The sequence below is a fragment of the Clostridium muellerianum genome, from assembly GCF_012926525.1.
Taxonomy (GTDB): Bacteria; Bacillota; Clostridia; order Clostridiales; family Clostridiaceae; genus Clostridium_AM; species Clostridium_AM muellerianum.
In genome coordinates this window covers 39622-61674 of record NZ_JABBNI010000058.1, presented here as the reverse complement: position 1 = coordinate 61674, position 22053 = coordinate 39622, and the positions used below count along the sequence as shown (strand labels likewise).

Genomic DNA, 22053 nt, shown 5'->3' with positions numbered 1-22053 from the left:
ATAGGAGGTTTTATTTTGGACACGAGAGAAAAAATACGAAATATATTTTTATATCTACTAAGCATTAAAAATATGGATAAAAAAATAGTAAGAGATGTTACAAAATATATTAAAGTAATTTCTGAACAAGATTTACACAATAAAAATGGATGTATACTTAACAAAACCGATGATGAAAATTGGCTTACAGTTAATAAAGAATGTGATGATTTATACAACACTTTATTTAAAATATATTCTACCATGGAAAAAAATAGTGAGGATTTAGAAATAATTTGGGGACACGGGCTTTTAGCCTTAGAAGTGCATGGTGAAAAAATAATTCACCCTATGTTCAGCACCAAAATGGTATTAAACTTTAATGCTGAAAAAGCAGTTTTTACCCTTTCCCCTTATAATAACATAACAAATTTTGAAACAGGAATATTAGAAGGTTTGGATTTACCTAATTTAGATAAATTACTAGATATAGCTTTAGATGTAAAAAAGCATGGAGTAGATGCACGAAATATATGTGATCTGGAGCCTATTTTAATAAATATTTTAAATTGCCTAAGTCCATCGCCTGAAGAAAATTCATTAAATAAAGATATTACTCCTCTAAGTTCTATCAAGGTTTCAAAGGCACCTGTTTTTTATAATACTCCTTGTATCATTTTAAGAAATATAGACACAAGACTGTGGGACACGGAGCTTAATGATATATTAAATTACATAGATAAAGGTAACTCCATACCTAAGACTATAGAAGCCCTAGTAAAAGAAACTAATTCTTCAGGAAATAACGACATTTATAATGAATGGGAAAGTATAGGCAAAGATATATTATTTCCTCTTCCAGCTAATGAAGAGCAAAGAGAAATAACAAAAAGGCTTGCTAATAACTTCGGAGTTGTGGTACAGGGACCTCCTGGAACTGGAAAAAGCCATACTATATGTAATCTAATCTGCCATCTTATGGCTCATGGAAAAAGAGTTCTCGTTACAAGTCAAACAGATAAAGCTTTAAAAGTATTATCTGAAAAAATACCTGAAGAAATAAGGTCTTTATGTATAAGTCTTTTAGGTAACGATACAAAAGCTTTAAAGGATCTAGATGATTCTGTAAGAAAAATAACTGAAAATTTATCAATCAATCCTAAAATTCTTTTGAAGGAAACTGAACCTTTAGAAGATGAATTAAGAAAATGTAGAAAAAACATAGAAAATCTTATGTCTGAGCTAAAACAAGCAGAATCCTTTGAAAATAAAAGTGTAAATTATAGAAATGAAACTTTTACCCTTACAAAATTATCAAAATGGATTAAAGATAATAAAAGCACCTGTTCATGGCTAGACGATAACATAGATATGAAGACAAGATCTACTTTAACAGAACAGGATTTTAATAAACTTATAAAACTAATGAAAGAAAATAAAAAAGATGATATAGACAAGCTTAATAAGGTTGGAAGTCTATTATACAAAATTCCTTCCTACGATGAAATAATAGAAACTTTAGATAGAGTAAAATTTTTGCAAAATAATTTGGACAGTTACAGAAAAAATATAGAACTGTGTGATATTGAAATGGATGACCAAAGGTTAGAAGAATTTTTAAAGTTTATCACATCATCCAAAGAAAAAATAGAAATAATAGAAAATAGCTGGCTTAAATCTGTATTAAAATCCTATTATAGCAATAATGCTTATAAAGACTTTTGGAAAGATATAGTTCTAAATTTAAATAAATATATAAATGAAATAAGTGTTATAAAACAGATTGTAAATTCACATAACGTTAAATTTCCTTCTGGTATAAACTTAACCAAACTAAAAAATGATTTTGAAATAATTTATAATTATATTAGTAATAAAGGAAAGATAGGTTCTATATTTAAGTTATTTCATAACCAATGCAATTATATTTTACAAGATTGTGAAGTAGATTACAGGCCTTTAGCTACTAAGGAGCAGTGTGATATATTTAAAAAGGCTATAGAAAAAGAACTTTTAGAAAGAAATCTTAAAACCTTATGGAATAATACAGTAAAAGAATATGGTGGAAGGTTAATAACTAATTCAGATAATAATCTTTTAAATACTATTTCGGAAAACATATTGGAAATAAAAACCATAGTCGATTGGGAAAAATCTTATGCAAATGTTATTCACGAGTACTTAGCCGGTTCAAAATTTCCTGTTGAAATTAACTTATACAACAAAAAAGATTATTATTACTTAATAAATGTATTTCAATCTGTAAAATATATAAGAGAACATGAAACTTTAAATACTAAACTGCAAACCACAAGAAAACTATTTATAAAAAATGACTATTTAAATGAAGCTGCTGATTGGATAGCTGACTACGATAAAGTAAAATTAAGAAAATTGTATGATGATTTGTGGAAATTCAAAGAAATAAAAGATACAGCTAATGAATTAAATACGTATATAAGTAAACTTCAAAGTACCTGTCCTTTATTTACTAAAAAGCTTTTAAGCAAGTGGTCAGATAATTCTACTTTAGATAATTACACAAATTGGGATAACGCCTGGAAATGGAAAGCTGGCAGTTCTCTTTTAAGTGAAATATACAAATTAAAACCTGAACAATTAGAACAGGATATAGAAGCTGAAAATTTAAGAGAGACTATGTTAATAAAAGAAATAGTGGCTAAAAAAACCTGGTACAATCAAATTATACGTACTACTGAATCCCAAAAAAGAAGTCTTTTTACCTGGATGGAGTCTATAAAAAGGATTGGAAAAGGTACAGGAAAACAAGCTTCAAAGTATAGAAGATTAGCCCAAAAAGAAATGGAAAATTGTAAAGGGGTCATACCTGTTTGGATTATGCCTTTAAATAAAGTTATAGAAACTATAAAGCTAGAAGATGATTTATTTGATGTTGTTATTGTAGACGAAAGCAGTCAAAGTGACATTTCAGCACTAACTGTACTGCTTAGAGGCAAGAGAGCTGTTATTGTTGGTGATGAATGGCAGATAAGCCCTGAAGCTATAGGTAAAGATAATGAAATGGTTGAAAATCTTATTCACAGATATTTAAAAGATATTCCTCATAGTGAATGGTTTGATTTGAAAACCAGCCTTTATCATACAGCACTAAGAGTATTTCCAAGCCGTTTGGTTCTTAAGGAACATTTTAGATGTGCCCCTAGCATAATTGGTTTCAGTAATGATTTATGTTATTCTCGAGAAATTATACCTTTAAGATGTCCTGAAGCTTCTGATTCATTTTCACCTACAGTTTCTGCAATTAAAGTAGAAAATGGTTTTAAAGATTTATCTAAAAATGTAAATGAGGAAGAAGCATTAGCTATAGTAAATAAAATAGTTCAGTGCTGCAGTGATGAAAAATATAAAAATATGACTATGGGTGTTATATCCCTTTTAGGAGAAGCTCAAAGTGAACTTATCGAAAATTTGCTTAAAGAAAATTTAGGTATTGAAGAAATGATACGCAGAAGATTAATATGCGGTGATGCTTATTCTTTCCAGGGTGATGAAAGAGACATCATATTCTTATCTTTAGTTATTGCTAAAAATGCTAAATTTACAGCTTTAACTAAGGAATCAGATATACGAAGATTTAATGTTGCTGCAAGCCGTGCTAAAAATCAAATGTTCTTATTTCATAGCGTGGATATAGAGGATTTAAATCCAAAATGCGTAAGATCAAGTCTTTTAAGTTACTGCTCAAATAGTGAAAAAAAATCACTCCAGTATGAAAAGACAAATAATCTATTAGTATCTGGTTTTAAAAATGACGTATTCTGTGCTCTAGAAAAAAGAGGGTATACGGTTAAATGTGATGTAAAAATAGGAAAATATAGAATAGACTTTGTGGTAGAAGGTTCTCACAGTAGACTAGCAGTGGATTGCTGCGGCGAAGATACTGCATTCTCCTTGAACTGGGAAGAAAACCATAATAGAAGAATGACTCTTCAAAGAGTTGGCTGGAAGTTCTTTATACTGCGTGAGAGCGAATTTTATTATAATCCCGAAAATAGTATAAATAAAATTGTTCATTATTTGCAATCAAACCGAGTATAAGTTAAATTTAAATAAAACTAAAAGCGGCAGCTGTATGTAAAACTTTAGTACTGCTGCCACTTTATTTTTTCGTTTACGTAATCAATTTATTAGGCACTTAATATTAGTTCATCTACCTTGCATCTTAAAACTTTTGCAAGGACAACTACTTTTTTAAAACTCGGATTTCTCTTGTCCCCTCTTTCTAATTCCTCTAAATAAGATTTTGAAATTGAAGTTTCATATTTCGGATTGTTCGTAAGATTTTGGATATCCAAAGTAGTATAACCCAAATTTAATCTTATATCACGAATTTTTTTACCGTCTAACATAAGAAAACCCCCTATTTAATTATTAAGTTCCTACTTCAATTATAACTTTTTTTTCGGAATATTTATAGTACTTTTTATATGTTTTTTATTATTTAAGGAATTTGCATATTTAAGATTTTTATAGCTACATTCATTATTTATAGTGTTTTTTATTAGATTAAATCGCAATATATGGCTATATAAAATAAATAACTCAAAGTATTCATTTTATATTAACTTGATACTAATTTAAACATAATAATTATTGATATTAATTTTTCCTTAATAGTTTTTGGTATCAATTGGATAAATAAACTTTTGTTATTGGGGTATGTTATAACTAAGTATTTCATTTTTATATGGAGGTATAATCATGGATAATAATAAAAGTCATATGAGAAGCGATGATAAATCTAATGCTGAACTTAGAAAAATGTATCCTAAAGATGGCTCTGACATAGGTATAATTCAAGGGGATAAAATAGGTTCTCACTCTAATGGTAAAAAATTTACTAAACGTTCAAAACTATCACACAATATATAATTCATAAGCCAAAAGAGGCAAAGTTTGTCATTGTATGAAAGACTTTGCCTCTTTTTTATTTTTTGTAGTATAATATACTAGTTAATATAGGTGAGGTGAATTTAATGAAAAATAGGATTCTTCATTTGCTAAAAGAAAATGAGGGAAATTTTATATCAGGGCAAATAATTAGTGAAAAGTTAGGTGTAAGCCGTACTGCTATATGGAAATACATAAATACTTTAAGAAACGAAGGCTATCATATAGATTCCATATCAAATAAAGGATATAATTTAACTTTTTCTCCAGATTTACTTTCTTTTGAAGAAATAAACGAAAATTTAACTACCAAATATATAGGAAGAAACTTATTTTATTTTGAAAGCTTAGATTCTACAAATACAAAAGCAAAAGAACTTGCTTTAAAGGATGCTTCCCATGGCACTATAATAATAAGTGAAGAACAAACTGCTGGCAAAGGTAGATTAGGACGATTTTTTTTATCTCCTAAATATAAAGGTATCTGGATATCTATTATCCTAAGACCAGATATAGATCCTTTAAAAGTACCAAAAATCACTCAAATAGGAGCCGCTGCTGTCGTTAAAGCTTGTGAAGCTTTTAATATAAATGTTAATGTTAAATGGCCTAATGATATAATTTTAAATAATAAAAAAGTTTGCGGAATTTTAACCGAGATGAGTGGAGAATTAAATAAAGTTAACTATGTAGTTATGGGCATAGGTGTAAATGCAAATATAGATGAAAATGATTTTCCTGAAGAATTAAAAAACAAAGCTACTTCCATAAGTATTGAAACAAAAAATTACATAAAGAGAAAAGAATTTGTAGGTATCTTACTTAATAATTTTGAAAAACTATATGAAGAATTTGTAGAAGAAGATAACATAAAAACTTCTATAAATATATGCAGAAAAAATTCCATACTCATAGGAAAAGAAATTAAAATTATAAATAGAAATAAGGAAACTTTGGCTAAAGCATTAGATTTAGATGAAAATGGAGAATTAATAGTTGAGCTTAAGGATGGAAATATATACAAAGTTGTCTCTGGTGAAGTTTCAATTAGAGGAATAAATGATAGTTACACTCCCCAATAATAAAAGCGCTATCTAAAAAAATAAAAGGGATTTCTCAGAATGCATACACATGCATTTTGAGAATTGCCCTATTTTTTATTATTTTGTTCTTTATAAACTGAACCTATTCTTGTCCATTTTTGACCGCACTGCGTACATTTTAAAATTTCACTATTTTTTTGAACATTAAACACTATTGTTTTAAATTTATAACAACCACAATCACATCTAAATTTATTTAGTTTCAATATGGTTTATCCCCCTTCTTAATATGAAATTTAACTTTATCGTCCAATTATATCATATTAACTGTTTTTATGCCAATTATACTTTTAAAACTTTTATTTTACTACTATATATAATAAAATTTAGCTCTCAGCAGACTGGGTTTCCACTTTAGGTTTGATTTTTATTAATAAAGTTGAAATTAACGCTATCAATACAAACAGTGCACATAACATCAATATATAATCAAAAGCATCTACGGAAGCCTTCTTCTTTAAAAGTCCCATAAGAATGCTTTTAGCTTGAACTTGGGATTGAGTTAAAGATATTCCGTTAAGTGTTAGTTTATTTTGCATTTGATTAAAAAACGCTGCTGCTTGTATATTAAAAGGCGTTACTTGCTCTGATAACCTATAATAATATATATCTGATTTATTTGTAAGAGAAAGCGTCATCATAGTTATAGAAACAGATCCTGCTATTTGCTTAAAAGTATTTTGAAGAGTTGAACCTTGGGAAATTAAATTCTGTGGTAAAACATTCATTCCCAATGTAGTAAGCGGCATCATAGTAAGTCCTAACCCTGCACCTCTAAGTATTAAAAGCAAATTTGTCATATTCCTAGAAGTATCTAAATCTATCTTTCCCAATTGATATGATGACAAACCTAATAAAATTAGTCCAGGCAGTATTATTATCTTTGGGTTTATTTTATCCACTACTTTTCCACTTATAGGCATCATTAATCCTGTAACAATTGCAGACGGAAACATTAATATACCTGTTTGCATAGCTGTATATCCTTTAAGTCTTTGTAAAAACAAAGGTATTGCATACACACCTCCCATCAACGCCATATTAATTAATGTGAGTGCAATTAAAGAAAAGGAAAAATCCAATTTTTTAAGTACCTTTAAATCTAAAAGTGGTTCATTGATAGTTAATTCATTTATAACAAACAATATTAGATTAAAAATTCCTATTGCTAATATAACAGGATTTTTCACATCACTCCAATCTATAGGATTTTCACTTAGCACATATAAAATGCTTACAATTCCAACTGTTGAAAATAAAAAACCCATCATGTCAACTTTTTCAGGAGCTTTATGAGGAAATTCCTTTAATAACATTGCAGATAAAATTATTGCAATGATTCCAATAGGAACATTTACATAAAAAATTAATCTCCAATCTAATTTTTCAATAATAAAACCACCAAGAGTAGGACCAATAGCAGGAGCTGCCATACTAGCTATTCCCCAAAAGCCCATAGCAAGTCCACGTTCTTTTTGTCCAAACATCTGAAAAATAATAGTCATACTAACTGGCATAATCATTCCGCCTCCAAGAGCCTGCAGTATACGAAATACTATCATAGCTGAATTGCTCCAGGACATACCGCAAAGAAAGGAACCCAGTGTAAATGAAATTAATGCAAAAATATATAATTTCTTGTTCCCAAATTTTTCTCCTAAAAATCCTGTAAGAGGTACAATAGCACCTAATGTAAGTGTATATGCAGTTAACACCCACTGCACAGAATCCAAAGATACATTAAAAACTGCCATCATCTTAGGTATTCCGATATTTACTATGCTAGTATCAAGAATAGCCATAAACGTACCCATAACCACTGCTGCAAGGGCAAACCATCTATATGAATCTGATGTAATATCTTTTTCCATAAAAATCTACCTCTTTTCATTTAACGTGGATTTTAACAACAGTATTTGTTCCAGGTAATAGTTTATAATTATTTTCAGAAAGTGAAATCTTTACAGGAATTTTCTGTACAACCTTTGTGAAGGTCCCACTAGTTGACGTAGGAATAATAGCCAAATCAGAATTAGCATATTCACCAATATCAGTAACTTTACCAGTTAACTTTAAACCATCATATTGATCTATAGTAATATCAACTTTTTGTCCAATCTTCACCTTTTTAACCTTTGTTTCATCTATATTGGCATTTATATATATAGCAGATGGATTTATCATTGTAGCAAGTGGTTGTCCTGCAGTAACTATCTCTCCTGCAGTTCCCTGCTTTTTTAATACAACTCCATCAATAGGTGCTCTTACAATGGAAGAATCCATACTTGTATCTGGTAAGCTTCCCATGTCAATTCTACCCACTATTTGATCCTTTTCCACATACTGACCATCCTTAATATTTATTTCTGCAAGTTTACCTGTAATTTGTGGTGCTACTTTTACCAAATCACTTTGAACTGTTGAATCATCTGTTGATACAAAATATGTAGAATCGTACCAATAATATGCAATTATACCTCCTACAACTACTAACATTAATATAAACACAGGAATTAATAACATCTTTTTATTTGATTTCATAATTTATTCACCCACCTTATTTTTTTAACCCTATTTCTGCAAACATACCTGGTTTTAGAATATCACTGTGATCTTTAAGAACTATTTTTACTAAAGCATTTTTATTACGAGAATCTATTTGTGAGTTTATTGTTGAAATTTCGCCTTGAAATACTTTATCTGAAAATCCAGATACTTTCACATTAACTTGAAGCCCTCTTTTTAACCTGGCAAGTAAGTTCTCTGGTACATAACTATCTATATGAAGTCCATCACCATTTACAATTGTAACAAGAGGTTGGTTAGCACCAGACATTTCTCCTACATTTATATTTTTTACAGTAATTGTTCCTGATATGGGTGCTGTAATAACTGTATGAGTTAATGAAGTTTTGGATACTTCTGCCGCAGCTTCAGCTTGCTTTACAAGTGCCCGAGATGCATTTATATCACTTTGTGTTGGACCATTTTCCATAGAAGCTAGAGCTTGTGAATCTGCATCATACTTAGCTTTTGCAGCAGAGAATGCCTGCTGTGCTTGTTCAAGGTTTACTTCAGCAGTGTTACCTCCCTGAAGCAGTTGTTTTTGACGCGCATAATTTTTTTGAGCAATATCATAAGCTGTTTTATCTCCAGCTACAAGTGCCCTTTGGGAAGCAATTGATTCCGGTCTTGTTCCAGCCTTAATTTTATCTAAGTTGGCTTGATTGGTTGAAACAGCAGCTTCTGCTTGATCCACTTGAGATTGAAGGTCTTTATTGTCTAAGTAAATGATTGGATCCCCAGCATTTACTTTGGTACCCACATCTACTTTAATTTCAGTTACTTTTGCATTGATTTGAGAAGATATATTGGCATAATTATCTGCTTGAATTTTTCCACTTAAAATGTATGTATCTTCAGATTGTGTTTTATTTTCACTGCTCCTTCTAAAGTTATTTTCTCTTGAGGAACATCCTGCAAATAATGTTGTAATGGTTAATGATAATAACAATGGCATTAACTTTTTTATTCTTTTTTTAGTGAACATAAACATATTTCCTCCTTTATTAAAAGCTCTGTTATCAATAAAAATCAGCTGATACTCAAAAAAATAAACATGGTTTTAATCTATGTTTTAAACATTGTTTAAATAAATATTAATACTAACACCAGTAATTGTCAATATAATTTTTCTTTTTAAAATTAGAATACAAAAAAATCATTTTTGAAAATGCCTTTATGTTAGCCAAATACCTTTGTAAATTATAATAAAAAAAATATATACATATGCCTTTTGTTATTGACAAAAAACATATAAATTAGTATGATAATATTGAAATATGTTTTAAACATTGTTTACATGTAAAATAGTAATAAGCTATTTATACAAAATCATAGATTTTTGTTACCAGCTTAGGAGGAACTCATATGAAAAATAATTTAAAAAATGCATCAAATGCAAAAGAAAGAATACTAAATTCAACACTTTACATCATTGGAAAAGAAGGTTTCCAGAATGTTACCACAAGAAAAATAGCAGCTGCCGCTGATGTCAATATAGCATCTATTAATTATCATTTTGGATCAAAAGATAATGTTATTAATGAAGCTTTAAAATGTTTTACTGGTATGTTTAGAAATTCCTTTAAGATTCTCGACAACAATGAATTAACTCCAGTAGAAAGACTTAGAAATTTTCTTAAAAGTTATTCAGATGTTAGTACAGAATATCCTGATGTATTTAAAAACTTCGTTAATAAACTTATATATAATGAAGAAATTCAACCTGAATATATGAAATTTCTTCAACAAGAAGGAATTTCAAGCTTAATGAATATTTTAAAAGAATTGACGGATGTTAAAGATGATTATCATTTGCATATGATGGGATTGCAAATAATTAGCACTTTGATATTTCCTATATTATTAGGTAATAAAATAGAAAATATTGCTGGTCTTGATTATAAAAATAAAAATGTTAGATATGATTATATTGAACTATTAATTGAATCTATTCAAGGTAAGTAACACAAAATTCAACAATATTTTTTCATGTAATACATCTATAAATTCATTACTCGACTTTCGTATATTCAATTTGGGCTTAATATAAGCATAATGCTAAGCAAAGTGCAGTGAAAGTTTTGATTTTAACTTTTACTACGAGATATAGGATAAGCGGTATGAAGACTGATATATGTTGTGCAGGAACATTCGAACAAATTTTAGAAGTTCTTTGCTTGAGATATTGAAAAATACCGTAATTTTTGCCAGGACGTCGCATTTGAAGAGGTAGGTATTTTTCAATATCTCAAGCAATTAGAACTTCTTAATGAAGTGAGTGTTCCTGCATAACATATATCAGCCGTAATACAGCTTAACGTTTCTTCGGTTACTTGCTTGGCATTATTTTTATAAACTTCATTCTAAAATACAAATTATTTCTCACCTAAGTATTCTTCCAATACCAAATTTTTATTAAACATTTCCTTTGCTGCCTTTACTCCAACATATCGGATATGCCAGGACTCATAATTATAACCTGTTATAGATTCTTTTTCCTTTGGATATCTCATAATAAATCCAAATCTATAGACATTAGCCTTTAGCCACTTTCCCTCTCTTGTTTGTCCAAAGTCTAACATTAATCGACCTTGCGCCCCCTCTTTATTAGTTACATCCATTGCAAGACCAGTCTGATGTTCACTAGCTCCAGGTTCTGCCACATACTCATCAGCTTGCTTTTTACCAACCTTTTTTATTCTTTCCTTATAAACTTGCTTTTGTGATGCATAAGACCTATAACCAGAGTTACCATATAAATTTATATCTTGCTTACCAGCGTATGCAAATAAATTTTCTAAAGCCCTAGCTGCCTCACCTGGCATCATAAATAACTTTTTCAATTCTATACGCCTCCATAAGTTGTTTACAACTTTTAATTATCACATAAATTCTTTATACTTTGAAACAATGCTTTATTTGAATTTATTATATTTTCATTTCCGCTTACACACAGATTATTTTGCTTCATGATAGCATCCATCATAGGTGCATAATTTTGTATATCCTCTGCTGTAGTTGAAAGAATTTCATCACGATATTTTTGAACATCTTCCTGTGTTATACCCATAATATACATATTATCAATTTTCAACAATAAAATTAGTGGAAACTGCTTTATCTGAACTTACTTCTGCAAATACTGTATTAAAACAAAAGCATTGAAACGTGAAGATAAATGTTAGTAGTAAAATAAATTTTCTTTTTAGAATCTTCATTTTTAACCCCTCCTTATTTTGTTAAAGTTTGTGAATGTATTAGGAAGCTCTCTAATGTACCCATTATTATGCTTACTGCAAAAACTGAAGAACAAGATATACTACAGGGCTTTGATGAAGGTACTGATGCATATGTAACCAAGCCTTTCAGTCCTAAAGTGCTTGTAGCAAAGACCAATGCTCTTTTAAATAGAGTTGATAACAAATTAAATGCTAATGACAATATTTTTTCAAAAGATGGTTTTATTATAAATTTCAATTCTGGTGAAGTTACTGTGGACAACTCAAAAATAGTACTGACACATAAAGAATATGATTTATTAAAATTTTTAATCCAAAATGAAGGAATAAATTCTAAATCCACTGCTTTTGAAAAAATACAATTAAGTTCTTTGGAAGACTTTGAAAAGCAAAACCTAATAAACTTTGTTATATTTGATAAAGATTTAAATAATGTAAAAATCACACGAAATACAAAATCAAAATTTGATCCTTATTATGTTGATTATATTAAAAATAAAATCATAAATTATAAATTTAGTATACATTACTTTCCTGACGTGGGGAATGAAATGCCTCTTTTCCGTATTTACAATAAATATAAAATTCCTACTAAGTATATAGTATTTGAAAAAGTCTATATGTCATCAAAAACTGATTATGTTTATGTAACTGCAATTATTCCAGAAGTTTTTACATCAACCTATTCAAATATATTAAAAAAGTATGCTATTTGTATATGTTTGTTTTTAATTATTTTAATTTTTATTGTTTCTATAATCCTTGCATACGGGGTGGCAAAACCTATATTGAAAATAAATAAAACTGCAGCTAAAATAGCAAGCTTAAATTTTTCTGAAAAGTGTGAGATAAAAAACGAAAATGAAATAGGAAGTTTAGCTAAAACTATAAATATTATGTCATACAACCTTGAAAATACACTTCATAAACTTTCTAATGCCAATGAAAAATTACAAAAGGATTTAGATTTGCAAAGAGAACTTGATTTGCTTCGAAAGGAATTTTTAGGTGCTGTAACTCATGAATTTAAAACACCTATTACATTAATAAGAGGTTACACTGAAAGTATAAAAGACGATGTTGCACAAGGAAAAGAAAGAGAATTAGCCTTTAAAACCATACTAGATGAAACAGAAAGAATGGATAAGCTTGTAAAAGATTTATTAGAGCTGTCAACTTTAGAATCTGTAGGATATAAACTTAATGTTTGTGAATTCTACATAAATAATCTTATAAACAAAATAAGCGTTAAATATGAAAATATTGCTAGGGAAAGAAACATTACATTGGAATTCAGCAACTACAGTGATGTATTAGTCATAGGAGATGAGTTTCGTATAAGCCAATTATTATTGAACTTCATAAATAATGCTATAGATAACACACCCGAAAAGGGATATATTAAGTTGTCCTTAGAAAACATGATCACCTACGTAAAAATATCAATTGAAAACTCTGGTAAAAATATTAATGAAGCTGAAATAAGTAGAATTTGGGAAACCTTTTATAGAGTTGAGAAATCTCGAAATAAAAAATTTGGAGGAACAGGTCTTGGACTTGCTATATCAAAAGCAATCCTTGAACTTCATAATAGTGATTACGGTGCTACAAATACACCAAATGGTGTTTGTTTCTTCTTTACATTAAAAATTATAAATTAGAAAGGGCCACACTTTGAATCAAAAAAATGTCAGTGTATTAAATTTTAATACACTGACATTTTAATTAATGGTGACCCCTAGGAGACTCGAACTCCTGTTACCACCGTGAAAGGGTGGTGTCTTAACCGCTTGACCAAGGGGCCTCATATTTTTTCTTTTGTTTATTTAAGTTTTTTCTTTGGATTTTCGACTACGTTTATTATAATAATATATTTTTTGCTATATGTCAACAATTTTTGTAACTATTTTAATCTTTGTCCGCAATAAGGGCAAAATTCAAAATTGGAATCTACATTTCTCCCACAATTACCACATCTTAGCTGTCCATACATTCCATAATCATTTTCTATAATTTTCAAATCCCAATAAGTAATAGCGGAATCTTCTCCCGCCTCTACCTTCATACCTTTTTCTTTAGATATTTCATAAATAGTATTACAATTGTTGCATATTAAAAAATATCTTATATTCCATTTAAAAATCGGTATGAAAAATATATGAAAAAAAGAATACTGCTTTATTAATGTATGCCTGCTTCCATTACACTTCTTGCAATCTACAGTATTTATATTTTTTATCTCTTTTTGTTTATCTTCTATTCCAAATATACCTATAAAAAACATAATACCCTCCTAAAGTATTGAATATACTAAGAAATCCACTTCATAATGTTACAACAAAAATCCTCAATTTACAATACAAACTAATCTAAACATAGTATATTTTAGCACATAAGCATAAAATATATGCTTTACTACATATAATAAGTAATAATTTGCTTACTAATTCAAAAGGAGATGTTTACTATGATATTAATAAAAAACATAGAAATTTATTCACCAGAATATTTAGGTAAAAATGATGTTCTCATATGCTTTGATAAAATAGCCTGTATATCCAAAAACATCCAGGTGCCCGATAAAGATTTTCCTGAAATTCAAATAATTAATGGAGATGGTTTTACTTTAACTCCTGGATTCATTGATCTTCACGTTCACATTATCGGTGGTGGTGGTGAAGGCGGCTTTACCACAAGAGCTCCCGAATTAAACCTTACAGACTTTACTCTTAATGGTATTACTACCTGCGTGGGATTATTAGGAACAGATGGTACTACAAGAAGTATGGGAAGCCTAGTTGCCAAAGCAAGGGGGTTGGAGGAAGAAGGCATAAACACTTACTGCTGGACAGGATGTTATGAAATGCCTACAAGAACAATAACTGATAGTGCTAGAGGAGATATTGTTTTAGTAGATAAAATAATAGGAGTAGGTGAAATTGCCGTATCAGATCATAGGAGTAGTAATCCTTCTTCTGAAGATTTAATTCACCTTGCTTCTGAAGCTAGAGTTGGAGGTATGCTGTCAGGTAAATGTGGTATTTTACATATACATATAGGTGATGGAAAGAAAGGACTTACCCCTGTATTTAACATAATAGAAGATTCCGAAATACCTTATGAAAATTTACTTCCTACTCATGTAAATAGAAATCCATTAGTATTTAAACATTCTATAGAATATGCTAAAAATGGAGGTTTTATTGATATAACTACAGGTATTAAACCAGAAGGAGATGCTTCCATATTTGCTTTTGATGTTTACAAAACTATGCTTAAAGAAAATATATCTCCTTACCATATTACTATGAGTTCAGATTCAGGCGGAAGTATGCCTATATTTGATGAAAAAGGTAAACTTGTTTCTTTAAAAATAGGTCTTCCATCTACAAATATGGAAACCGTAAGACAGTGCATAGAAAACGGTATATCTATGGAAGAATCTCTTATTCCTTTAACCTCTTCCCCAGCTAAACTTTTAAAATTTAAAAATAAAGGTAAAATTAGCGAAGGTTTTGACGCTGATCTATTAATATTAGATAAAAATCTAAACTTAAGTACAGTCATATGTAAAGGTAAAATTATGGTAAACAATTACAAACCTACAGTGTATGGAACTTTTTCAAAATCAAGTGATTCTTAGGTTCAGATTGACTTTGCTTATGAGAACTACTCTACAACTGAACCTTAGAAGAACTTATCTAGACGCATAGCAGTACTTATCCCCTTCTTTAATAGAAGATGGGTAGTAACAATGGTAGCGGTCGGATAAATTTAATGGTTTACATTAAAAGCTTATTACGTTAAACTATTATTAGTATAACGTTAATTGAAAAAATAAACAGAAGTAGGTTGTTACAAATGATAATAAGTCCAATAATTATTTCTTTAAAGGTTTCTTTAATTTCCACAATTTTTACATGCATAATAGGAATCGCTTTAGCTAGACTATTTACCAAATATGACTTTAAAGGCAAAAATGTTTTAGAAGTTTTAATAATATTACCTATGGTATTACCACCTTCTGTTACAGGATATGGCCTTTTAGTTATATTAGGTAAATATGGTTTCATAGGTAAACTTATTTTCAATGTTTTTAATACAAGTTTAATTTTCACTTTAACCGCTGCTTGTATAGCTTCCTTTATAGTTTCTCTTCCATTAATGTACCAAAGCTGTAAAGCAGCCTTTGTGAACATGGACAAAGTTTATGAAAATGCTGCAAGAACATTAGGAGCAAGTGAGCTTAAAGTGTTTTTTAAAATCACTCTACCAATGGCTTTTCCTGGTATAATAAGTGGATTAGTTTTATCCTTTGCTAGAGCCTTAGGTGAATTTGGTGCTACTTTAATGGTAGCTGGAAATATTCCAGGAAAAACTCAAACCATTCCTCTTGCCATATATTTTGCTGTAGAAAGTGGAGACAGCAGAACTGCTAATATACTCGTAGCAATAGTTTTGATTTTCAGTTTTACCACTATATATAGTCTTAATATATGGACAAAGCGAAATTGTAAATAATATTTTTAAGGATGGATTTTATGCTTAACGTTAAAATATTTAAAAAGATGTATTGTTTTGATTTAGATGTGAATTTCTCCATTAATAAAGAAGTACTTGTTATACAGGGCCACTCCGGTTCAGGCAAAACTACAATTTTAGATTGTATATCTGGTCTCAAAGCTCCTGAAACTGGAGAAATATCTATAGGAAACAAAACTATATTTTCTTCTGAAAAAAATATAAATATGAGAATTAAGGATAGAAATGTAGGCTATGTATTTCAAAATTATGCTCTTTTTCCTCACATGACTATAGAAAAAAATATATTATTTGGTTTGGAATGTAAAAGTTTAAAGGACACTAACTACATTAAACATATTATGAAGGTTTTTAATATTGATCACTTAAAAAAAAGATACCCTAAGCAAATATCAGGTGGTGAAAAACAAAGAGTAGCACTAGCTCGAGCTCTATCTATAAAACCTGATGTTCTACTTTTAGACGAACCCTTTTCAGCTTTAGATGTTGAAACCAAGTCTATAGTATATGAAGAATTTTTACAGTTAAAAAAACTATATTCTATAGATATTATTTTAGTTACGCACAATCCTGAAGAAGCTCGTTTATTAGGAGATAAAATAATACATATAAGCTATGGAAAAATTAAAGAAGCTGAAAATGCTGCAGCCTTAGCAGCCGACGTTGCTATTGAATAATTTAAAAAGCTATAAAACATAGGGTTAATACCTTAGTTTCATAGCTTTTACTATATACACCTTATTTACATAGATTTTAATTTACTTTCAATAAGTTCTTTTGCCACCTTAGGATTTGCCTGCCCCTTTGAAGCCTTCATTACCTGACCCATTAAGAATCCTGCTGCTTGCTGCTTACCACTCTTATAATCTTCTATAGATTTAGGGTTAGCTTCTAAAACTTCATCTACTATCTTTTCAAGCACATCTGATAAACTTATTTGAGAAAGCCCTTTTTCCTTTACTACTTCTTCAGGATCTTTTCCTGATTCAAATATTTCATTGAATACTTCTTTTCCTGCCGTATTACTTATTTTTCCTTCTCCTATTAATTTTATAAGCTTATAAAACATTTCTGGCTTTAAGCTCATGTCACTGCATTCCATTCCTTTTTCCTTTAATATTCTAAGAACTTCAGCTAAAATCCAATTTGCAGCAGTTTTTGCATCTGCTCCAAATCCTACAACATCCTCATAGAAATGACTTAGGGCCTTATCTGAAACTAAAATTTCTACTTCCTTTTCTGTAAGCTTAAATTGATCCATAAACCTAACTTTCTTTTGTGGTGCAAGCTCTGGAATAGACTTTTCTATATTTTCTATTTGACTGTCACTAATAACTATTGGTACTAAATCAGGATCTGGGAAATATCTATAATCATCAGCATCTTCCTTAGATCTCATAGGAACAGTTCTACCTTTTCCGCTATCCCATCTTCTAGTTTCCTGCTTTATCTTATGACCTTCTCCATAGTTATAAAGTTCTTGTTGTCTTTTTTGTTCCTTTTCTAATGCTTTTTGAACTTCTTTAAATGAATTTATATTTTTAATTTCTACCTTAGTATTTAATTTTTCCTGTCCCACTGGTCTCATAGAAATATTAGCATCACATCTCATAGATCCCTGATCCATTCTGCAGTCTGACACTTCTGCATATTCTAGTAAAGATTTTAAAGTCTTAAGAAAAGCTACTGCCTCCTCTGGTGAGTGAATATCTGGCTCTGTAACTATTTCTGCTAATGGTACACCTGCACGATTGTAATCTATTAGTGAAAATGGTTCATCTTCCAAATGAATAAGTTTTGCTGGATCTTCCTCTATGTGTATTCTATTTAATCTTACTTTCTTCTTAACTCCATCTAATTCAAACTCAACATATCCTCCGCTGCAGATTGGTAAATCAAACTGAGAAATTTGATACGCCTTTGTAAGATCTGGATAAAAGTAATTTTTTCTATCCATTTTATTTAATTTATTTATTTTACAGTTTAAAGCTTTTCCTGCTTTAATAGCTAAATCAACAACTTCTTCATTTAATACAGGTAAGGTTCCTGGTAATCCTAAGCAAACTGGACATGTATTACTGTTAGGCTCAGCTCCAAACTTAGTAGAGCAGCTGCAAAATATTTTTGTCTTTGTATTTAATTCAGCATGTATTTCTAAACCAATTATTGTTTCATAACTCATAATTTATAGCTCCCTTCCTGCTTATTTTATAGCTAAAGTATCAATTTTTAATTCTTTTTCTAGAGCATAAGCAGTTTTTAATATTTTCTTTTCACCAAAATGAGGTCCTATAATTTGAATTCCTATTGGAAGACCTTCTTTGCTAAAACCACAAGGAAGAGATAATGCTGGAACTCCAGCTAAATTTATATTTACAGTGTATATATCTGCAAGATACATTTCCATAGGATTTTCGCTCTTTTCTCCACTTAAAAATGGAAGTACAGGTGAAGTTGGACTTAATATCAAATCATATTTTTCAAAAGTTTCTTTAAACTGTCTACTTATTTCTTTTCGAAGTTTTTGAGCTCTATTATAGTAAGCATCATAGTAACCAGAAGATAATGCATATGTTCCAAGCATAATTCTTCTTTTAACTTCTTTTCCAAAGCCTTCTGTTCTTGTTTGTGCCATTAAATCATCAACAGATTCATAATCCTTTGCTCTAAAACCATATCTTATCCCATCATATCTGTCTAAGTTTGAGCTAGCTTCTGCTGAAGATATTATATAATAAGAAGAAAGTCCTTCCTCTGTTATAGGCATACTAGTTTCTTCAACTATGGCACCCATTTCTCTAAGCTTTTCTATAACCTTTTCCAAAGAAGCTTTTATTTCTTCATTTAAGCCTTTTCCAAAAAACTCCTTAGGAACTCCTATTTTTAATCCTTTAACACTTCCATCTAATGCACTTAAATAATCTGTTTCAACATTTTCTCTTGAACTAGTACTGTCCATTTTATCATGACCTGCTATAATTTCTAGTGTCATTGCACAATCCTCAACTGTTTTTCCAAAAGGTCCTATTTGGTCAAGAGATGATGCAAATGCTACAAGTCCAAATCTAGATATTAAACCATAAGTTGGCTTTAATCCAACTACTCCACAAAATGCTGCTGGTTGGCGAATTGAACCACCTGTGTCAGAACCTAATGATACTGGTGCAATTCCAGCTGCTACTACTGCAGCAGATCCACCTGAAGATCCACCAGGAACTCTTTTAAAGTCCCATGGATTTTTAGTTTTCATAAAAGCTGAATTTTCTGTGGAAGATCCCATAGCAAACTCATCCATATTAGTCTTTCCTATAATAACGGCATCTTCTTCCTTTAACCTTTTAATTACAGTGGCATCATAAGGAGGAATAAAGTCTTCTAATATTTTTGATGCACAAGTAGTTTTTATTCCATCTGTACATATATTATCTTTAATAGCGATAGGTACTCCTGCAAATTTTCCAAGCTTTTCTCCTTTTTTAACTTTTTCATCCACTGCTTTAGCACACTTTATAGCTTCTTCTTCACAAAGTGTAATATATGCTTCTACCTTTGGATCTACTTCTTTTATTCTTTCAAAAAGCTTTTTTACAATTTCTTCTGAAGTAAATTTTCCCTCTTCTATACCCTTTTTTATTTCAAAAGCTGTCATAGCTTGTATTTCCATATTTACAACCTCCTGATTTTAAATTAAAGTTAGAATTAAGATACTTTAATAAGTTTAAACCACCTTAATTCTAATTTAATTATTCTATTATCTTTGGAACTTCAACATAAGTGTCTCTCATGGTTTTAACATTCTGGAATAGTTTTTTATTATCTTCATAAACTTTTACTTCATCTTCTCTAACAAAAGACCTTAATCCTTCATCATATTTATTCAAATCTACACCACTCAAATCAAACTTATCTATAGATTCAAAATGCCCTAATATTCCTTCAAACTCTTTAGCCATCTTTTCTGCTTCTTCATCAGTAACTTTAAGTTTTGCAAGCTTTGCAATATATTTAACTTCATCAATACTTATCATTTTAAAATCCTCCTATTTCTAAATTAAGATATGCTTTCAATATCCTAAGGCTCTAATCTCTTCATGTCTCTTGGAAGCAATGTAGTTTCTCTTATATTGCTTAAGTTAAGAATTTTCATTGTAATTCTTTCAAGTCCTATAGCCAATCCACCATGTGGTGGCATTCCATATCTAAAACTTTCTAAATAGAAGCCATAATCATCTGGGTTAAATCCAAATTTTATTATATTTTCTTTTAGCATTTCATAATCATGTATTCTTTGGCCTCCTGTAGTTATTTCAAGTCCTTTATATATAAGATCAAAACTTTTTGTCATTCCATTTTCATCTGGCATTGCATACATAGGTCTCTTTGCTACTGGATAAGCTGTTAAAAATACAAAATCACTATCATACTTTTCTTTTATATATTTTGCAAAAAGTTCTTCTCCTTCTGCATCAATATTTCCAACTGGAGACTTTTTACCATACTTCTCTAAAAGTATTCTGTGCGCTTCTGCAAGAGGTATTCTTGGAATTTCTACTTTTTCTGGAAGATTTACATCATACATTTGTAATTCCTTACTGCAAGTCTTTCTTAGATGCTGGAACAAATATCTCATAAAACCTTCTTCTATATCCATAATGTCATTTTCATCTTTTATAAATCCTAATTCTAAATCTAAACTTATATACTCATTTAAGTGTCTATAAGTGTTATGAAGTTCTGCTCTATATGCTGGCGCTATTTCAAATACTCTTTCAAAACCTGCTCCTACCATCATTTGCTTATAGAACTGAGGACTTTGAGCAAGAAATGCTCTTCTTTCAAAGTAGTTTACAGTAAACATTTCAGAACCACCTTCAGTACCTGTACCTATAATCTTTGGTGTGTGGATTTCTGAAAAGTTTTTGTCTAATAAGTAATTTCTAAAAGCTGTAACTATTTCCTGTTGAACTTTGAATGCTGCTCTAGTTTTTGGATTTCTTAAACTTATATATCTATAATCTAATTCCGTCTCTAAATGCGCTGTTTTCTTTCTTTCATTTACTGTTATTGGAAGTTTATCATAATAAGTTTTTCCTAAAACCTTTAATTCTTTAACCTGCAGCTCAATTCCACCTAGAGCCTTTTCATTTGCTACCTTAGTTCCAACAACCTCTAAACTCATTTCTAATCTTAATCCCTTTAAAAGTTCCTTACCAACTACTAATTGAATTATTCCTGTCTTATCTCTCAAATGAATGAACCCAAATTTTCCAAAATCAAGTATTTTATGAATCCAACCTTGAACTAAAACTTCATCCGAAACGGCTTCCTTAATTTTTTCTACATATACTCTTTCCATAATATTGCGCCTCCTAAAATATATATTTTCTTAAAATTATTTTCTTAAACAAAAAAACCCTGTATTTAAAAAATACAGGGGCGAATTTTTCGCGGTGCCACCCTAATTTAGCTTTAAAACACTTACTTTTCACATACAATAAGAGTTATCACCTTATTAGGGGAACTTGTAATCCAGCGGAATTAAGTTATTTTTGAATATAAAAAAACGCCCTTATACCTTTCGGTATAGGGACGGATATTCCGCGGTGCCACCCTAACTTAGCTTTAAAGCTATCTCTTATCGGTACAGATAACAAAACTTATCGATACCTATCCCTTATAACATTGGGAATTAC

The 22053-nt window shown here is 29.9% G+C and carries 21 protein-coding genes, 1 tRNA gene and 1 other annotated feature (1 of these 23 only partly in view); of the genes, 8 read left to right on the top strand and 14 right to left on the bottom strand.

Features of this window, described 5'->3' with window-relative positions; translation table 11 throughout:
• The first annotated feature begins 15 nt into the window (after window positions 1-15).
• A complete protein-coding gene (locus HBE96_RS19825) occupies window positions 16-4059 on the top strand; it encodes an AAA domain-containing protein (protein ID WP_169299443.1) in 4044 nt (1347 codons plus the stop codon).
• A gap of 89 nt (window positions 4060-4148) precedes the next feature.
• On the opposite strand, the gene HBE96_RS19820 is transcribed toward HBE96_RS19825, so the two are convergent.
• Entirely contained in the window at window positions 4149-4370 is a 222-nt protein-coding gene (locus HBE96_RS19820; RefSeq protein WP_169299442.1) for a helix-turn-helix domain-containing protein, read from the bottom strand.
• 352 nt (window positions 4371-4722) lie between these two features.
• Here HBE96_RS19820 and HBE96_RS19815 point away from each other — a divergent pair, with 352 nt between their 5' ends.
• Together HBE96_RS19815 and HBE96_RS19810 are read left to right on the top strand one after the other, a co-directional pair.
• Window positions 4723-4893: a hypothetical protein gene (locus HBE96_RS19815; RefSeq protein ID WP_169299441.1), complete on the top strand. Its 171-nt coding sequence runs from the start codon at window positions 4723-4725 to the stop codon at window positions 4891-4893.
• Window positions 4894-4997: 104 nt separating this feature from the next.
• Window positions 4998-5993 carry a biotin--[acetyl-CoA-carboxylase] ligase gene (locus HBE96_RS19810; protein ID WP_169299440.1) on the top strand — a complete coding sequence of 332 codons (996 nt, stop codon included), beginning with the start codon at window positions 4998-5000 and terminating at the stop codon, window positions 5991-5993.
• 68 nt (window positions 5994-6061) lie between these two features.
• Here the strand turns inward: HBE96_RS19810 and HBE96_RS19805 are convergent, their stop codons facing one another.
• The 4 genes from HBE96_RS19805 to HBE96_RS19790 all read right to left on the bottom strand — a co-directional run bounded on the left by HBE96_RS19805 (window position 6062) and on the right by HBE96_RS19790 (window position 9564).
• On the bottom strand, window positions 6062-6220 hold the full coding sequence (locus HBE96_RS19805) for a hypothetical protein (RefSeq protein WP_169299439.1): 159 nt from the start codon (window positions 6218-6220) through the stop codon (window positions 6062-6064).
• Window positions 6221-6340: 120 nt separating this feature from the next.
• On the bottom strand, window positions 6341-7885 hold the full coding sequence (locus HBE96_RS19800; protein WP_169299438.1) for a DHA2 family efflux MFS transporter permease subunit: 1545 nt from the start codon (window positions 7883-7885) through the stop codon (window positions 6341-6343).
• 16 nt (window positions 7886-7901) lie between these two features.
• Window positions 7902-8555, bottom strand: coding sequence for an HlyD family secretion protein (locus tag HBE96_RS19795; protein WP_169299437.1), 654 nt, complete (start codon window positions 8553-8555; stop codon window positions 7902-7904).
• Between the two features lie 16 nt (window positions 8556-8571).
• On the bottom strand, window positions 8572-9564 hold the full coding sequence (locus HBE96_RS19790) for an HlyD family secretion protein (protein ID WP_243187003.1): 993 nt from the start codon (window positions 9562-9564) through the stop codon (window positions 8572-8574).
• Between the two features lie 380 nt (window positions 9565-9944).
• On the opposite strand from HBE96_RS19790, the gene HBE96_RS19785 reads away from it, so the two are divergent.
• Complete coding sequence (locus tag HBE96_RS19785) at window positions 9945-10544, top strand: TetR/AcrR family transcriptional regulator (RefSeq protein ID WP_169299436.1); 600 nt, start codon at window positions 9945-9947, stop codon at window positions 10542-10544.
• Window positions 10545-10954: 410 nt separating this feature from the next.
• On the opposite strand, the gene HBE96_RS19780 is transcribed toward HBE96_RS19785, so the two are convergent.
• From HBE96_RS19780 to HBE96_RS26785, 3 genes are read right to left on the bottom strand one after another with little or no spacing between them, the layout of a single operon-like run.
• Window positions 10955-11422, bottom strand: a complete 468-nt coding sequence (locus HBE96_RS19780) for a M15 family metallopeptidase (RefSeq protein WP_243187002.1) — start codon at window positions 11420-11422, stop codon at window positions 10955-10957.
• A gap of 32 nt (window positions 11423-11454) precedes the next feature.
• The gene (locus tag HBE96_RS19775; protein WP_243187001.1) at window positions 11455-11649 is read right to left on the bottom strand and encodes a hypothetical protein; all 195 of its coding nucleotides are present in this window, start codon (window positions 11647-11649) and stop codon (window positions 11455-11457) included.
• Window positions 11650-11662: 13 nt separating this feature from the next.
• Complete coding sequence (locus HBE96_RS26785; protein ID WP_281064366.1) at window positions 11663-11797, bottom strand: hypothetical protein; 135 nt, start codon at window positions 11795-11797, stop codon at window positions 11663-11665.
• Here HBE96_RS26785 and HBE96_RS19765 point away from each other — a divergent pair.
• On the top strand, window positions 11776-13479 hold the full coding sequence (locus HBE96_RS19765; protein ID WP_342590210.1) for an ATP-binding protein: 1704 nt from the start codon (window positions 11776-11778) through the stop codon (window positions 13477-13479). The two genes, HBE96_RS26785 and HBE96_RS19765, sit on opposite strands and share 22 nt — an antisense overlap.
• Window positions 13480-13547: 68 nt before the next feature.
• On the opposite strand, the gene HBE96_RS19760 is transcribed toward HBE96_RS19765, so the two are convergent.
• Together HBE96_RS19760 and HBE96_RS19755 are read right to left on the bottom strand one after the other, a co-directional pair.
• A tRNA-Glu gene (locus HBE96_RS19760) sits at window positions 13548-13622 on the bottom strand.
• Window positions 13623-13721: 99 nt separating this feature from the next.
• Window positions 13722-14102 carry a zinc-ribbon domain-containing protein gene (locus HBE96_RS19755; RefSeq protein ID WP_169299435.1) on the bottom strand — a complete coding sequence of 127 codons (381 nt, stop codon included), beginning with the start codon at window positions 14100-14102 and terminating at the stop codon, window positions 13722-13724.
• A 183-nt stretch (window positions 14103-14285) separates the two neighbouring features.
• Here HBE96_RS19755 and iadA point away from each other — a divergent pair, with 183 nt between their 5' ends.
• The 3 genes from iadA to HBE96_RS19740 all read left to right on the top strand — a co-directional run bounded on the left by iadA (window position 14286) and on the right by HBE96_RS19740 (window position 17037).
• Complete coding sequence (gene iadA / locus HBE96_RS19750) at window positions 14286-15461, top strand: beta-aspartyl-peptidase (protein ID WP_169299434.1); 1176 nt, start codon at window positions 14286-14288, stop codon at window positions 15459-15461.
• Between the two features lie 218 nt (window positions 15462-15679).
• The gene (gene modB, locus HBE96_RS19745) at window positions 15680-16339 is read left to right on the top strand and encodes a molybdate ABC transporter permease subunit (protein ID WP_169299433.1); all 660 of its coding nucleotides are present in this window, start codon (window positions 15680-15682) and stop codon (window positions 16337-16339) included.
• A 20-nt stretch (window positions 16340-16359) separates the two neighbouring features.
• Window positions 16360-17037: an ATP-binding cassette domain-containing protein gene (locus HBE96_RS19740; protein WP_169299432.1), complete on the top strand. Its 678-nt coding sequence runs from the start codon at window positions 16360-16362 to the stop codon at window positions 17035-17037.
• 65 nt (window positions 17038-17102) lie between these two features.
• On the opposite strand, the gene gatB is transcribed toward HBE96_RS19740, so the two are convergent.
• The 4 genes from gatB to aspS all read right to left on the bottom strand — a co-directional run bounded on the left by gatB (window position 17103) and on the right by aspS (window position 21716).
• Window positions 17103-18542, bottom strand: coding sequence for an Asp-tRNA(Asn)/Glu-tRNA(Gln) amidotransferase subunit GatB (gatB, locus tag HBE96_RS19735; RefSeq protein WP_169299431.1), 1440 nt, complete (start codon window positions 18540-18542; stop codon window positions 17103-17105).
• 21 nt (window positions 18543-18563) lie between these two features.
• The gene (gene gatA, locus HBE96_RS19730; RefSeq protein ID WP_169299430.1) at window positions 18564-20024 is read right to left on the bottom strand and encodes an Asp-tRNA(Asn)/Glu-tRNA(Gln) amidotransferase subunit GatA; all 1461 of its coding nucleotides are present in this window, start codon (window positions 20022-20024) and stop codon (window positions 18564-18566) included.
• Between the two features lie 79 nt (window positions 20025-20103).
• Window positions 20104-20388, bottom strand: a complete 285-nt coding sequence (gene gatC / locus HBE96_RS19725; RefSeq protein WP_169299429.1) for an Asp-tRNA(Asn)/Glu-tRNA(Gln) amidotransferase subunit GatC — start codon at window positions 20386-20388, stop codon at window positions 20104-20106.
• A gap of 44 nt (window positions 20389-20432) precedes the next feature.
• Window positions 20433-21716, bottom strand: a complete 1284-nt coding sequence (gene aspS, locus HBE96_RS19720; RefSeq protein ID WP_169299428.1) for an aspartate--tRNA(Asn) ligase — start codon at window positions 21714-21716, stop codon at window positions 20433-20435.
• Between the two features lie 226 nt (window positions 21717-21942).
• Window positions 21943-22053: a binding site (T-box leader), on the bottom strand; it runs 136 nt beyond the window's last position.